The sequence below is a fragment of the Acetobacter oryzoeni genome, assembly GCF_004014775.2.
Classification (GTDB): Bacteria; Pseudomonadota; Alphaproteobacteria; order Acetobacterales; family Acetobacteraceae; genus Acetobacter; species Acetobacter oryzoeni.
The window spans coordinates 99485-113896 of sequence record NZ_CP042809.1; the positions used below are offsets into that span (position 1 = coordinate 99485).

At 56.2% G+C, this 14412-nt stretch carries 9 protein-coding genes and 5 pseudogenes; 11 read left to right on the top strand and 3 right to left on the bottom strand.

Features of this window, described 5'->3' with window-relative positions; translation table 11 throughout:
• The first annotated feature begins 21 nt into the window (after positions 1-21).
• The gene (gene repB / locus EOV40_RS13355) at positions 22-1029 is read left to right on the top strand and encodes a plasmid partitioning protein RepB (protein ID WP_063355055.1); all 1008 of its coding nucleotides are present in this window, start codon (positions 22-24) and stop codon (positions 1027-1029) included.
• On the opposite strand, the gene EOV40_RS13360 is transcribed toward repB, so the two are convergent.
• From EOV40_RS13360 to EOV40_RS13370, 3 genes and pseudogenes are all read right to left on the bottom strand, one after another.
• On the bottom strand, positions 1026-2042 hold the full coding sequence (locus EOV40_RS13360; RefSeq protein ID WP_244297063.1) for a replication protein RepA: 1017 nt from the start codon (positions 2040-2042) through the stop codon (positions 1026-1028). The two genes, repB and EOV40_RS13360, sit on opposite strands and share 4 nt — an antisense overlap.
• Positions 2043-2563: 521 nt before the next feature.
• Positions 2564-4072 carry a tyrosine-type recombinase/integrase gene (locus tag EOV40_RS13365; protein WP_128106324.1) on the bottom strand — a complete coding sequence of 503 codons (1509 nt, stop codon included), beginning with the start codon at positions 4070-4072 and terminating at the stop codon, positions 2564-2566.
• 210 nt (positions 4073-4282) lie between these two features.
• Positions 4283-5361: pseudogene (locus EOV40_RS13370) on the bottom strand (IS3 family transposase); the annotation flags it as partial.
• 120 nt (positions 5362-5481) lie between these two features.
• Here EOV40_RS13370 and EOV40_RS13375 point away from each other — a divergent pair.
• From EOV40_RS13375 to EOV40_RS13420, 10 genes and pseudogenes are all read left to right on the top strand, one after another.
• Positions 5482-6275 (top strand): annotated as a pseudogene (locus tag EOV40_RS13375) (IS5 family transposase).
• A 291-nt stretch (positions 6276-6566) separates the two neighbouring features.
• A pseudogene (locus EOV40_RS13380) lies at positions 6567-6722 on the top strand (IS481 family transposase); the annotation flags it as partial.
• A gap of 364 nt (positions 6723-7086) precedes the next feature.
• On the top strand, positions 7087-8490 hold the full coding sequence (locus tag EOV40_RS13385; RefSeq protein ID WP_128106325.1) for an aminotransferase-like domain-containing protein: 1404 nt from the start codon (positions 7087-7089) through the stop codon (positions 8488-8490).
• A 339-nt stretch (positions 8491-8829) separates the two neighbouring features.
• A complete protein-coding gene (locus tag EOV40_RS13390; protein WP_086613587.1) occupies positions 8830-9312 on the top strand; it encodes an MSMEG_0572/Sll0783 family nitrogen starvation response protein in 483 nt (160 codons plus the stop codon).
• Positions 9313-9336: 24 nt separating this feature from the next.
• Positions 9337-10320: a Nit6803 family nitrilase gene (locus EOV40_RS13395; protein ID WP_128106326.1), complete on the top strand. Its 984-nt coding sequence runs from the start codon at positions 9337-9339 to the stop codon at positions 10318-10320.
• Positions 10317-11426: an MSMEG_0568 family radical SAM protein gene (locus EOV40_RS13400; RefSeq protein ID WP_128106327.1), complete on the top strand. Its 1110-nt coding sequence runs from the start codon at positions 10317-10319 to the stop codon at positions 11424-11426. The genes EOV40_RS13395 and EOV40_RS13400 overlap by 4 nt, the downstream gene beginning before the upstream one ends.
• Positions 11423-11986 carry an MSMEG_0567/Sll0786 family nitrogen starvation N-acetyltransferase gene (locus EOV40_RS13405; protein WP_128106328.1) on the top strand — a complete coding sequence of 188 codons (564 nt, stop codon included), beginning with the start codon at positions 11423-11425 and terminating at the stop codon, positions 11984-11986. The genes EOV40_RS13400 and EOV40_RS13405 overlap by 4 nt, the downstream gene beginning before the upstream one ends.
• Positions 11986-12956: pseudogene (locus EOV40_RS13410) on the top strand (sll0787 family AIR synthase-like protein). The gene EOV40_RS13405 and the pseudogene EOV40_RS13410 overlap by 1 nt, the downstream one beginning before the upstream one ends.
• Positions 12953-14115 (top strand): annotated as a pseudogene (locus EOV40_RS13415) (MSMEG_0565 family glycosyltransferase). Before EOV40_RS13410 ends, EOV40_RS13415 begins: the two co-directional pseudogenes overlap by 4 nt.
• A 2-nt stretch (positions 14116-14117) precedes the next feature.
• The gene (locus EOV40_RS13420) at positions 14118-14405 is read left to right on the top strand and encodes an MSMEG_0570 family nitrogen starvation response protein (RefSeq protein ID WP_086897949.1); all 288 of its coding nucleotides are present in this window, start codon (positions 14118-14120) and stop codon (positions 14403-14405) included.
• Positions 14406-14412: the final 7 nt, after the last annotated feature.

Genomic DNA, 14412 nt, shown 5'->3' on the forward strand with positions numbered 1-14412 from the left:
AAAAATCTAAGGAGAGAGATCATGGCCCGTAACCACACCTTGGGAAAACTAATACCTAGCTCAACAGACACCAATCGTCCCAACGAAGTTAAACCATCAGGCACCTTCAGTAGAAGCGGTGCGTTAGGATCTGTAGCCAGAAGTCTTGGTGATCTTAAAGCCAAAGCTGGGGAGGCGGAAAAGCTTGAGGAGAAATTAAGGGACGGAGCACATGTGATAGAGCTCGATCCTGAAAAAGTTGATCCTTCATTTCTACCAGACCGCCTTGATGTGTCTGACGACACCTTCTCATCATTAAAAGACGCCATCGCGGAAAACGGGCAGATGTCGCCCATATTGGTCCGTCCAAACCCTGGTAAATCAGGACGATATCAAGTCGCCTTTGGGCATCGTAGATTAAAAGCGTGTTTTGAGCTCGGCATCACAGTTAAAGCGATAGTCAAGGAACTTAGCGACACAGCCCTATTAATTGCTCAAGGTCAGGAGAACAGTGAGCGCACAGATCTTTCATTCCTAGAACGAGCACTGTTTGCAAAAAAATTAGAGTCACAGGGTTTTGGACGTGAAGTAGCAATGGCAGCTTTAGGGATAGACAAGACTGAATTATCACGGTTGATTGCCGTCGTGAGAGAACTTGATGATGAAATCGTAGAATACCTTGGACGTTGCCCTACAATCGGTAGAAAACGATGGATGGACTTTGCTGATGCGTTAAAGTCTCCAGGCGGACGTAAAAGATGTCTGAATTTCATTCGTGAAGCTGGCGAACGGAAGCAGGATGATGAAAAGTGTTTTATTGCTGCTTACAAAGCCGCTATAGGATCTGAAACTTTCACGGGCACGAAAAAAAACCATGAATCTTTATCTTGGTATTCCCCTGATAAAGATTTGGTTGTGAAGGCGGGCTCTGGTGCGAGGAAGGGTCGTATGGATATTCGCGCGGATAAATCTCCAGAGTTTGTTTCTTTCTTGTTGGAAAAAATGCCTGAACTGTATGCAGATTATTCAAATTCTAAGAAAGTAACTTAATGGTCTACTGGGGGAGGAGAGGGTGACAACACTACTCCTCTTTCCGTAACCTTGACTTTAGCCGCTCTATAGGCTGCTAAGGCTAACGCAAGAGGCTCCTGAAATTCCGCCTTAAACTGCCTAAGAAGTTTGAATTCGCGACCAAATTGTTTCCAAAGAGCAGCCCACGAGACTGGTGTTTCATCACGTAAAGCATGCAAACGGAAAGCAAGCCAAAGGTAAGCATCAATAGCTCTTGGTGATGTCTGGATATCTTTAATAGCAGCTCGATCAATAAGAACGGGATGGCGACGTAACTCGTTATAAAACGCCTCAGAAAGTGTTATCTGTCCGATCATTCTTGTTGTTCGTTTGGTGCGAGGATCTACCTCACCTACATAACGAAAGCTCTCTACCAATCTTTCGTTTACAACAACGCCAGCTTGATCATTTCCGAACTTGAAGTCAATGGTGCATGTCGCGAGGCGTTCGATCTGTTCCAATAGCTTTCGTGAGATTGGTCCACCACGACTTAAACCAAGTTTTTTGAGAAGTGCCGCAGGGCTTTTTCCAAGGTAGATTTCTCTACTTTTATTTTCTAGAGCTTCCGATTGCCAATCAATCAAAAGTAGTCTTGCTATGGAGCCTGATGGAACAGAAAGATCTTCTCTTACATCGTCGTCTCGAAGGCGAACTCCTGGCCTCACAAGAAGTTGTGCATAATCAGTCTTAATTAGCCAATCTTGACCTGGTTCCCGATCCTTATGTGGTAATCCTGCAAGGCACCAAGCGGTATAAGTATATCCGATCTCTCCTCCACCCTCAGCTTCTCTCACGAGAGATGAAGATACGGCATCGATAACTTTACGTCCTGAGCGTCCAGCAACAACGTCCAGTAATGAAGGCGGTCGAGGAGTAGGACGATTAGCGGCATAAGACTGAGCGAAAGACAGAGCGTTACTAGCTCCATGTGTCTCAACGAGACCGTGGAGGTTTTCAAAGAGATCATCTTGTTCTGGGGCTCGGTCTTTCAATTTGCATATCCAAGCTATTCTTAGATATCCAGAAAATGCATGCCCTGATCTTTCTGTCGATGTGTTTCTTGCTGACATATTGCAAGATGTGTTTGTTTCTGACGCTTTACCATTCCTCTGTGTTCTTTGCCGACAGAGAGACAAGATTAAAGAATATTGTATGTATTATTGTTTCGTCGGCAACAAACACGTGAATAATTTTATAGTTTATTGAAATTATGGTATTTTTTTTTGTAGCTCTTTTAGCCCGTCGGCAATGAACACTTCTATTTATGTGGATAACCCCTAAAATTTCGATGATTTCATTCGAGTGTCGGCAGAAAACACATGGATAACTATACCCAAATAATTGTCGGCAATGAACACAAAGTGCCGCTTTAACAGCCGCAATGTGAACGTATTTGTAGAATCGTATGCGAGTCGATCTTGAGGCTGGCCAACGGTTGATATGATGGCGTCAGCAATGAACACAGATGGCCTGCGTCGGCAATGAACACAAAATCACCAAGCTTCTTTGGATTTTAAAATCTAGTCCTTCCTGGATGTTTCACGAAAGACTGATCCTCTTCAACATATGCTTCCAGTACGCGGTAATCGCGATGACGGGAAAATCGTTTGAGCGACATCAGGTCAATGCCATCCTGAGCGCCTGTCGTGATGGCACCCCGACGTAGACTGTGCCCGCTAAAATCGCCCTCAATACCCGCAGCCTGACAGCGGCGTTTGATGATTGTGGCTATCGAAAAGTCCGAAAGACTTTGCGTGCCGATTTTAGGATCAGGAGCAGTCCCATTTTTTTTCGCTGTTGCAGGCAGCCAAATTCTTGGGAAGGCCGCAGTCGTCTCGTTTGTGCTCTCTGTCTTTGTTTCGTTTGACTTGTTTTTTCGTGGTGTCAGTTTTGACTCCCGTAGCCACGTCTCCCACGCACGAACTGGACAATGTCTGGTTATCCCACGGGGAATAACGATTGTGGTGCCCTGATGCTTCTTATCCCCCTTAGAGTAGGGTAGGGTGATCCGCATGCAGTCTTCATCAAGCGTGACGTGTTCGAGCTGGATCCCTGCCAGTTCAGAGCGACGAAGCGCTCCACCATAGCCAACCAGCAAAATGGCGCGGTCACGTGTATCCACCAGCGATGTCATAGGGATCTTATCAACGACCTCGCAGAGCATTTCCCAAGTCAAACCTTTTACCCGGCGTTGTGGCGTCTTGCTTGGTGAGCGATGAATTCCGGCCAGCATCTCAGAGACGAGAGCATGTGTCGTAGGTATGGGTAGATGTGCCACATGATGAAGATAGCGCAACGCAGCCCTATAGAGTTCAATAGTTGCTGGCTTGCGTCCGCGCAAAGCCAGATCAGCTAGATAGGTTGCAACATCTTCGCTTCGCGCAGGCAGGGCAGGGAGGTCATGACGTTCAGCAAATGCACACCAGCCACGGATGGCCGAGCGGTAGGCTCGGCGGGTGTTAGCGGCCTTACCGATCTGAACGAATGTGCCTACGGCTGCCTGTGATGTCTCCAGTTGGCCGTCATGTTTGGGAACCTCAGCTTCGGCCAAAGCCGAGAACCAGCGGACAACATTGGCAGGAGCTTGTCCGATAGGTGCAGGTGTCGGGATAGAATTGACCTTGTCCTTGCTCGGAAGGAAAGATGGTCTTTCGTTCTGGTCCGACGAAACAAGCGACGCGACAAACGCTAAGCGTCGTCGATCGATCTCAAGAGCTACTTCGAGATGGTAGCCGCTGGGGAGAGAGGAAAGGGCGCCCTCAAGAAGTTTACGCGCACTGGCTGTGTGTTCGGCGCCGTCGGGCAATTCAGTGTCGAGGAGAGCAGAGCCATCCGGAAGCATGCTGCCGGCGATAAAGACAGGAAGGGGCGGGGAGAAGCGTGCTGTCGAGAGAATGGGACGCAGGACGTCGATCGTAATGTCGGATTGAGCCAAACGCTGCCTGGTGAGGCGGTCTACCTGTTCTAGAATACGCGAGCGTAGAACAGGCCAGGATCCGGTCAGGTGTAGAGCATCAAGCATTGCTCGTTATCCTTTTCCCGAAAAACCAGCATAGTCAGACCCCTCAGCAATATCCTGACACAGTCGCTGCACCGCGACGAGCCCGTCCGCCGCATCACGAGGTCCATCGTATGTGAGGTGCCCCCTTTTTTGTATCCACTCAAAGGAGAGTTCCCGTTTTTTATGGCTTTGGTTTGATGGGATGACAAGTGTCTCGGGGGCATGCCCCCGAGACACTTGTCTGGCGACCTGATCCGGTGTCCTGCCACCCAGCTGGGAATGGGGGCGCACCGTATTGTAGTCTTCCCGCCAGTCAGCCAGAACCTGTCGGGCATGGCTGAGAGACGTGAACAGCGTCTCGTTGAGGCATTCATCCCTCAACCGGCCGTTGAAACTTTCGACAAAGCCGTTCTGTTGCGGTTTCCCGGGGGCGATATAGTGCCATTCAACCTTCATCTCATCCGCCCATTTCAGGATGGCATGGGATGTGAACTCCGTACCGTTGTCGCTGACAATCATGAGGGGTTTGCCATATCGTTCCACCAGGGCCGTCAGTTCCCGCGCCACACGTCCACCTGATAATGACGTGTCGGCAACCAATGCCAGGTTCTTGCGACTGAAATCGTCGATAACAGCCAGAATGCGGAACCGGCGGCCACAAGTCAGGGCATCCGAGACAAAATCCAGGCTCCAGCGCTGCCCGGGTTCCTGAGGGATGGTCATGGGAGAACGCGTCCCCAGTGCCCTCTTGCGGCCACCCCGATGGCGGACTTTCAGCCCTTCCTCCTGGTAAAGGCGGAACAGCTTCTTGTGATTGGGGCTGAATCCTTCCCGCGCCAGAAGATAACCCAGGCGGCGATAGCCAAAGCGGCGTCGTTGGTCCGCCAGTTCCCGTAGGCGCTGGCGCAGGGCAGCATCGTCCGCTCCGGTAGAAACATACCGCGCGACACGCCTGGCAACACCAATAAGCGCACAGGCTCGGCGTTCACTCAGGGCCAGAGCTTCCTGAATGTGTCGGACCGCCTGCCGTTTCGCGATAGGCGTTACCACTTTTTTCCAACAATTTCCTTCAGTGCCGCATTATCCAGCATGGCATCCGCAAGAAGACGTTTCAGGCGGCTGTTTTCATCTTCCAGCGCCTTCAGCCGTTTGGCCTCGGATACCTCAAGGCCACCATAACGGGTCTTCCATTTATAGAAGGTCGCGTCACTGATCCCGTGCTTACGGCAAAGATCAGAGACCTTCAGCCCGGATTCCTGTTCCTTCAGGATCCCTATGATCTGCTCTTCCGTAAAACGACTGCGCTTCATCCGTCCGTATCCTTCTCGATCGGACTCTACTTTTAAATGGTTACATTTCCGGGGGGCACGTCAAACCACCTCAACAATTAGGTCCTGTTAGATCTTGCAGTTTATTCCTATATATGAGGAATGACTGAAAGCAATGCGACGCAGATTTTCACGGACGAAGCCTGGGCTGTTTGGGAGCCGCTGATTGAAGCGGTGCGCCCTCGCGGTAAGACGCCGCCGAAAGACCTGCGGCGGACGATTTCTGCGGTATTCTGGCGTCATCAGAATGGTGCGAAATGGCGCAGCATTCCTTCGGAATTGGGCCCGTGGTGGCTTGCTGCGCAGTTGTTCATCCGCTGGGCGAAGCGCGGGGTCTGGGAGCGCCTGTTCGCCCTGGTGCAGGAATGTGAACAGGCGTTGGGGATGGTCTTTCTCGACGGCACCAACATTCGTGCGCATCACAAAGCGGCTGGGGCCCAAAAAAAGGAGATGACAGCCGACAGCGAGACCATCGTGAAGTGCTTGGCCGCTCTCGCGGTGGCTAAGGCACCAAGGTCTGCGTAGTCGCTGACGGGCGTGGCCGTGCTGTCACCTTCACTTTGGCTCCCGGCCAGGCGCACGAACTGCCGCTCGCACCCGCCATGCTCGACCGCCTGCCACGCGAGCCATTATGGGTCGTCGGTGACAAGGGATACGCTTCCAATGCCTTCCGGGAACATGTCTGGGCCATGGGGGCTCGACCAGCGATCCCGACCAAGCGCCGGGACGCTGCCGTCGCCTGCCCACAATGGGCTTATCGCAACCGCCATCTGGTGGAAAACCTATGGGCCCGTCTGAAGGAATGGCGCGCCGTCGCAACGCGATACGAAAAGACTGCCGCCTCGTTCCTCGCTATCCTTCACCTCGCCGCAACTGCAGATTGGATCAAGATCTAACAGGCCCTAACGGCTGAGCAATATACTTTCCATGATCCTCCGTGCTGCGGGCCCTTATCTGCTGTCAGATCAAGCCGTGTCTGCTGTGCAGAAGCGTTCAGCTTAACGGTCTTTTGTGAAATGAGATTTGAGAGGGCTTTCTCTTCTTTGAGAAAGTCCTCTTTCTTTTTCGTCGCATCATCATTCCTGATCCTGAGGCATCATTTAGGGCCTACAGGATAGAATGAGATGACAAAGCCTTCAGAACCAACAACAGCAGAATGGCGTGCTCACGTTGATGAGCAGTTTGATGCGATCGACCGCTGCTCACGTTTCGTGCATCTGGCCGTCTACGACGCCGAGAATGCTGCCAATGCCGTCGATTTTCTAAAGACCGTCAAAACCGCCTTTCCTTTCCGGATCACGCATATCCTGTCCGGAGAACAACCAAGCTTCGGTGCAATCGCCTTGTAAGCCGCATTGTCGCTGGCATAGTCACCTCGGTGCTCTCGAAAAAGCCGAACTCCGCGTTCTCGAAGTTCAGCAGGATAGGCAGGGGTGAATTTCTGGTTCGTCATAGGGCTCATCCTTTGAGTGTTTTACTCTCCGGTAAACCCGGGGCGGTTCAATTTGCACCTTTGATTCTTGCTTGCCTTCAGCTTGCGTGAGGCGGCCGACAACGTCGTGGATGCAGGGAACATGTGCCGTTGAACGAACGGCATTTATACAACAGCAGCCCATTCAGTGGAGTGGTCTGGTTTGGGCATGATTGCGTTGATTGTGCGGATTATGTTCAAATATAACTCTTACCATTGTATGGAAGTTTCACTTCATGTCCGCATACCCCTATCTGGCCCATTGGAAAGAAGAGATCGAACGGAGTCCGAACGCCATTTATCTGACGATCGCGGATGCTCTGGCACTTTCCATCCGCAAGGGTGAGCTGAGGGAAGGAGACAGGCTGCCTCCACAGCGAACAATCGCAGAGTATCTTGACGCCAATCTGACGACCGTGACCCGGGCGTTTACCGAGGCGCGGCGGCGCGGCCTGATTGATGCGACGGTCGGCCGGGGCACCTTTGTCCGTGTCGGCGCGGGAGAAAGTCACTGGCGTCATACGGGGCCGGCCGTAGTTGACCTGACCATGAACCTGCCGCCCATCCCGCAGGACCCGCCCCTTCAGCGCATTATCCAGAGCGACATTACGACCATCCTCAAGCAGCAGGACCTGAACAGTCTGATGTCCTATCGGGTAACGGGCGGTACACTGGAAGAACGCCAACTTGGCGCGAAATGGATCGCACCCGTCATCGGGCAGCGGCGCACAGATGAAATCCTTGTCTCGCCGGGTGCCCAGAGTGCTCTGGCTGCGATTGTCAGTACCCACACGCAACCGGGTGATGTCATTGTCACCGACCGCATCGCCTATCCGGGCATCCGGACCATTGCCGCGCAGTTCGATCTCATTCTGGTGGGTGTGGACAGCGATATGGAAGGCATGATGCCGGACCAGTTGGATCGGGTCTGCGCCGAACATCATCCCCGGATGCTCTACTGCATCCCGACCATCCACAATCCCACCACGGCCACGATGTCTCTGCAAAGACGCAAGGATATCCTGAAGGTTGCCCAGCGCCATCATCTGCATATTGCTGAGGACGACCCTTACAGTCTTCTCATGGACAATCCGCTGCCTGCGCTGGCGGCCCTTGATCATAGTCGTGTCAGTTACGTGGCGACTCTTGCCAAAACGCTCAGTCCGGGCCTGCGCACGGCGTATGTCGCCCTGCCCAACACGGACATGACCCGACGTGTTACGGCGGCGATCCGGGCGATTGCGCTCACCAATGCCGGTCTGCTCAGCGCGCTGACGGCGCGATGGATGCAGACCGAGCAGGCGCATACGATCCTCCATGCCATCCAAAAAGAACTGCGCCTGCGCCAGTCCATTGCCCGCAAGATTCTCGGAGAGGGGCACTGCATGAATCCTAACGGACCGCATGTCTGGCTGAAACTGCCGGACTGGTGGGGGAGTGCGGATTTCGTGGCCTATGCCCGCAGGCGGGGGCTGGCGCTGGTGCCCAGCACCGTTTTTGCTATCAACGGCGAGCCCCCGCAGCGCGCACGGATCGCCCTGGGCAGTGCACCTGACGCCGCAAGCCTTGAGGAATCCCTGCATGGGGTGCTGTCGGTCCTGCAGCACAAGCGTTCCCCTGGTTTTGCCGATATTGTGTGACCTGACAGCACGATCAGGAATGGTCGGAATCGCCTGATTCCCAGAGGCTGTTCGCGAGCGGCCAAAAAACAAAATCGCTTTCTGTTCACGAATGCGTGAAATAAATATCCTTACAAAACAAAGTGGTATTCAATTTATTCCCAATTGTCCTGCCCGTTAATATTTTTTGTATGGATCTGTCGTGGCTGAAAACAGGCCTGTCATGCGCTTTGCGTCGTTTGTCATGCATAGATCAGACATACAATATTTTGTCTCCCCGTCATCCCGTGCCACGTTCGCTTCGGCACAGCGGTCAGCTTCGGCTTCTCGTCGGAGACCGCAGCACACGGGAGATATAACATGCCGAAAGTCGAACACGCTCCGCATAAAGATGGCGATTGCTTCGTCAACTATGAAAATAAGGTCTTTGAGGACGTTAAAGCCAAACCCGGCGAAAAAGCCCTCATCACCTTCCATACTGTCGCCAATGAAGGATCGGTTGGGTTCGTAAATCTTCTGCAGGCCACACGTCTGATCCGCAAAGGCTTCGAGACGTCGGTGCTGCTGTACGGTCCGGGTGTGACGCTTGGCGTGCAGCGTGGCTTTCCCCGTCTGGGTGACGAGGCCTTTCCGGGGCACATGAACTGCAACAAGCAGATCGCGAAAATCCTTGAAGAAGGCGGAAAGGTTTATGCCTGCCGCTTCGCGCTTCAAGCTCTCTATGGCTACGGCGAGCAGAATCTGATCCCCGGCATTACGCCGATCAATCCGCAGGACGTGCTCGACATCATCCTGCTGGCCCGCCGCGACAACGCCTTTATCCTCAATACCTGGACTCTCTGAAGGCCCAAGGGAGGACCGCAAGCCATGTCCCGTATCGTTCGCGCCGCAGCCATCCAGATCAGCCCCGTCCTTGGTGACGATGGTCTGGGGACTGCCCGGAAAGTCTGTCAGGCCATCCGCGATGCCGCCGAAAAAGGCGTGACGTTGGTGGTCTTTCCCGAAACCTTCGTGCCCTATTATCCTTATTTCTCATTTATCCAGCCTGCTTTCCGCTTCGGCGGAGAGCATCTGGAGCTCTACGAGCGCGCTGTCATTATCCCTGGCCCGGTAACCGACATGGTGGCTGAAGCCGCCCGCGACACCGGCATGGTCGTGGTGCTGGGCGTGAACGAGCGCGATTTCGGCACGCTCTACAACACGCAGATCATCTTTGATGCGACAGGCGAGATCCTGCTCAAGCGCCGCAAGATCACGCCCACCTACCATGAGCGTATGGTCTGGGGGCAGGGCGATGGTGCCGGGCTGAAAGTTGTTGAGAGTGCTGCTGGGCGCATCGGGGCGCTGGCCTGCTGGGAGCATTACAATCCGCTCGCCCGCTACGCGCTGATGACCCAGCACGAGGAAATCCATTGCGCCCAATTCCCCGGCTCGCTGGTAGGCCAGATCTTCGCCGACCAGATGGAAGTCACCATCCGGCATCATGCGCTTGAATCCGGCTGCTTTGTCGTGAACGCCACAGGCTGGCTCACGGAAGATCAGATCAGGGATATAGCGCGCGATCCCGCGCTGGAAGGACCGCTGCGGGGTGGATGCTTCACGGCCATCGTCTCACCTGAAGGCAAGCTGCTGGGCACGCCGCTGACGGAAGGCGAGGGGATGGTGATTGCCGATCTCGACTTTGCACTGATCACCAAGCGCAAGCGGATGATGGATTCCGTAGGGCATTACGCACGCCCGGAATTGCTCAGCCTACTGCAGGACCGGCGGCCCGCACGCACGGTGCATTATGTTGGTGAGCACGGAGCAACTGGGCCGGTTGGTTCCTCCAATGACGAGGCTGCGTCATGACTATTCCGATACTCGGCACGCTTTCCGGCCGCAAGCTCGTCACTGACCTGCAATCCTTCGGGCTTCAGATCGGTGAGCAGACCGGGGGTATCGCCCGCAAAGGGGGCGCCGGGCCTTCAGATCACAAGACGATCACCATCGCGGGTCAGACCGTCATGGTCCCGGTTTATACATCTGGTGCCCGACGGTCTCCGTTTCAGGCCAGTCCGCCTGACCAGAGTGGGACAAGCACGCTGCTGCGTGATGGCCAGACGCTGGGCACAATCCATTTTCCGAGGGCTCCGCGCTTTTATGGCCTGAGCACGGCGGACGGCATTCCTTACTGGAAGATCGCCCTTCTGCATGGCCGTGACACGCTGGCGACCACGGTGCACCAGACCTGCATCCGCTATGCCGACCGGCGCACCTCCTGCCAGTTCTGCGCTATCGGCCAGTCGCTGGAGGCCGACCGCACCATTGCCTACAAGACACCCGCGCAGCTTGCCGAAGTTGCCAAGGCCGCCGTGGAACTGGACGGCGTGCGCGACATGGTACTGACCACCGGCACACCCAACGTAATTGATCGGGGAGCTGCCGTGCTGGCGGAATCAGCCCGTGCCATCCGGGCCGCAGTAGACCTGCCACTTCAGGTCCAGTGCGAGCCTCCGCGCGATCACGGCTGGTTCCAGCGCTTACGGGATGCAGGGGCTGACAGTCTGGGCATGCATCTTGAAGCCGCAACACAGGCGGTGCGGGAGAAGATCATGCCTGGCAAGGCCACGGTCAGCGTTGATCGCTATATCGACGCTTTCGCCAGTGCCGTGCCGATCTTCGGGCGTGGACAGGTCAATACCTACATTCTCGCGGGTCTTGGCGACAGTGCCAAAGACATTCTGGCTTTGGCCGAACGCCTGATTGCGTTCGGGGTCTATCCCTTCGTAGTGCCGTTCGTGCCCATTTCCGGCACACCGCTGGAAAATCACGCGCCGCCTTCAGCCGAGTTCATGAAATCCGTGCTGGCGCCACTGGGCCGGATGCTGCGCGAAGCGAACATGAAATCTACCGATATCCGTGCTGGATGTGGCCGGTGTGGCGCCTGTTCCTCGCTCTCGGCATACGAACAATGAGCACGATCCTCGAAGGCATGGAAGACCGGCCGTTCATCCCCACGGAATATGTTGTGCGTCTTGCCCGCACGCCGTGGGAACGCGCCGGTTATCATGCTCTGCGCCGCGAAGTGTTCTGCACCGAACAGCAGGTATTCGCGGACGACGACCGGGATGCAACTGACGCAGTTGCCATTCCCATCATCGCGGCCTGCTGCCTGGCGGGGATGCCGGATCGGGTTGTGGGAGCGGTGCGCATTCATGAAGCTGAACCCGGCATCTGGCGCGGTTCCCGCCTGGCTGTGCATGCTGATTACCGCAAGCTGGGGCGGATCGGAGCGGAACTCATCCGTATGGCAGTCAGCACGGCGCATGAACTTGGGGCCACCCGGTTTCTGGCCCAGGTGCAGGAACAGAATGTACTGTTTTTCCGCCGCCTGCACTGGAGGAGTCTCGGCGTTATCACGCTGCATGGCCTGCCACATCATGACATGGAGGCCGATCTTTCGCGCTATCCGGCACACGGTCAGGATCAGACTTGGCTGCTACGTCCGCAGCCCCGGATACGGCAGGTGGCGTGATGGCACATCAACTTGCCACACTGCTGCGCACGCTCCGCCATGGTCGCGCCCTTGCGGGCAAACAGGATATTGCTGAAGCTGCAGCGATCCTGAAACCGGCAGATCCCGATGCCATCCGTCTTGGCGATGACTGTGCCGCGCTTCCAGACGGTGACGGCTATCTCCTGCTGGCCAGCGAGGGATTTCAGGACAGCTTTGTCCGCTCAATGCCGTGGTTTGCCGGGTATTGCGGCGTGATGGTCAATGTCAGCGATATCGTGGCCATGGGAGGCCGTCCCGTGGCCGTGGTGGATGCGTTGTGGAGCGATACGTCCGAGGTGGCCGCGTCCATCCTGACGGGTCTGCATGACGGGGCACGCACCTATGGCGTGCCTGTTGTCGGCGGCCATACCAACATGCGCAGCACTCACAACTCGCTGTCGGTGGCGATCCTTGGCCGTGCCCGTCATCTGCTGAGCAGCTTCGATGCCCGACCGGGCGAAGTCCTGATCGCCGCCATCGACCTGCGTGGCCGCTGGCACGATCCGCACCCGTTCTGGGATGCAAGCTCCGCCCTGTGCGGCACCGAAGGGGCGGCCCGGCTGCGGGGGATCTCGAACTTCTTCCGTGCATAGCCGAGGATGGGCTATGCCGTGCCGCCAAGGACATCAGTATGGCGGGGCTGCTGGGTACCGCCCTCATGCTGGCCGAATGTTCAGGCGTGGGCATGACGATCACGCTTGATGATATTCCACGCCCCGATGTCGCGCCTATGGAACGCTGGCTGTCCGCATTCCCCAGCTATGGCTATCTGCTCACGGCGCGTCCCGAAGATGCGGATGCGGTCATCGCCCGCTTTCATGGGCGGGGCATTGCAGCTTCTGCCATCGGCCAGTGCAATGAGACGCGGCGTGTGGATGTCACATGGACGGATGAGAAGGAAACCTTTTGGGATCTGGACCGGACGCCACTCATGGGGTTTACGCCATGAGTCTGTCCATCGGCATCCTGACCCATTCGACCAATCCGCGCGGCGGTGTGGTGCACGGCATGGCTCTGGCGGAAGCCCTGTGTGACGCGGGCCATGACGCAACGCTCATCGCGCCGGATGTGACCGGGACTGGTTTTTTCCGCACGCCCCGCTGCGCCACATACTGTATTCCGGCTGTGCCAGAGAGCGATCTACCAACGCTGTTGGAGCGCCGCATTGGTGAAATCAGGGACGCACTGCTTGGGCAGTATTTTGACGTGCTGCACGCGCAGGACCCCATCAGCGCCAATGCGCTGGCCGATCTGGTGATGGAGGGGCGGATACCGGGCTTTGCCCGCACGGTCCACCATCTCGACCGTTTCTCCCACCCCGTCCTTGCCACGCGGCAGGGGCGGGGCTTCATGGCGGCGACCGAACTCTTTACCGTCAGTACCCTGTGGGCAGGCATCCTGCGTGACGAACATGGTCGCGAGGCCCCGTCGTCGGCAACGGGGTCGATCCCGTGCGCTTTTCGCCCGCACCAAACACGTATGATGCCTCGCTGCGGGCACGGTATCGTCTGCCGGCTGGCCATCGCCTGATCCTGACCGTAGGCGGCATTGAGCGCCGCAAGAATACCCTGCAACTGCTCGACGCGTTTCTGGCCCTTCGCCGCGAACAGCCTGATGTGCATCTGGTCGTGGCGGGCGGGGCTTCATTGCTGGATCATTCTGCCTACCGCACGCTGTTCGCGGCACGTCTGCATGAAAGCGGTGCAGCGGATCACGTGACCATAACCGGACCGGTTGCGGATGACGATATGCCAGCCTTTTACCGGCAGGCTGCCGTGCTGGCCTATCCGTCCATAACAGAAGGGTTCGGCCTGTGCCCGCTGGAAGCGCTGGCCTGCGGCACGCCCGCCATTGTGCCAGAAGTCGCGCCCTTTACCGGGCACCTTTCGCGGGCAGATGCGCTGTGGTGCGACCTGACGCGCCCCGACACCCTGCTTATGGCCTTGCGGGACGCGCTAAGCGTCAAAAACTGCGATCATTTCCGGGTCAGCGGCCCCGCAACGGCCCGCCGTTTCGACTGGAGCCGCGTGGCCAGTCGGCACCTCCCTGCGTACCGGCGTCTGGCAGTCCTATGGCATGCCGATGCCCCTGTTTCCGGAGTTTTATAACCATGCCCGAAATGACTTTTCGTGTGCGCTGGCCCGATGGGAAGGAGACCGACTGCTACTCCCCATCACTGGTCATAAGGGACCATTTCACGCCTGGTCAGGATTATCCGGTCAGGGAGTTTCTTGAAAAGGCGGATACTGCCCTGACAGAGGCCAGTGAGCGGGTTCGCGCCCGCTACGGCTTCCCGTGCAGCCGCGCCCTTGGCCAGCTGCACGCCATTCGACAGGCCGGTGCGCCCTTCCTTAATCGACCCGATGCGCAGGTGCGCGTCCTGTCTTTCAGTTGTTGAGACGAAA

Excerpts from the sequence above, each read along its gene's own strand:
- repB (WP_063355055.1), top strand. The coding sequence starts at position 22 with ATGGCCCGTAACCACACCTTGGGAAAACTAATACCTAGCTCAACAGAC.
- EOV40_RS13365 (WP_128106324.1), bottom strand. The coding sequence starts at position 4,072 with ATGCTTGATGCTCTACACCTGACCGGATCCTGGCCTGTTCTACGCTCG.
- EOV40_RS13385 (WP_128106325.1), top strand. The coding sequence starts at position 7,087 with ATGTCCGCATACCCCTATCTGGCCCATTGGAAAGAAGAGATCGAACGG.
- EOV40_RS13390 (WP_086613587.1), top strand. The coding sequence starts at position 8,830 with ATGCCGAAAGTCGAACACGCTCCGCATAAAGATGGCGATTGCTTCGTC.
- EOV40_RS13395 (WP_128106326.1), top strand. The coding sequence starts at position 9,337 with ATGTCCCGTATCGTTCGCGCCGCAGCCATCCAGATCAGCCCCGTCCTT.
- EOV40_RS13400 (WP_128106327.1), top strand. The coding sequence starts at position 10,317 with ATGACTATTCCGATACTCGGCACGCTTTCCGGCCGCAAGCTCGTCACT.
- EOV40_RS13405 (WP_128106328.1), top strand. The coding sequence starts at position 11,423 with ATGAGCACGATCCTCGAAGGCATGGAAGACCGGCCGTTCATCCCCACG.
- EOV40_RS13420 (WP_086897949.1), top strand. The coding sequence starts at position 14,118 with ATGCCCGAAATGACTTTTCGTGTGCGCTGGCCCGATGGGAAGGAGACC.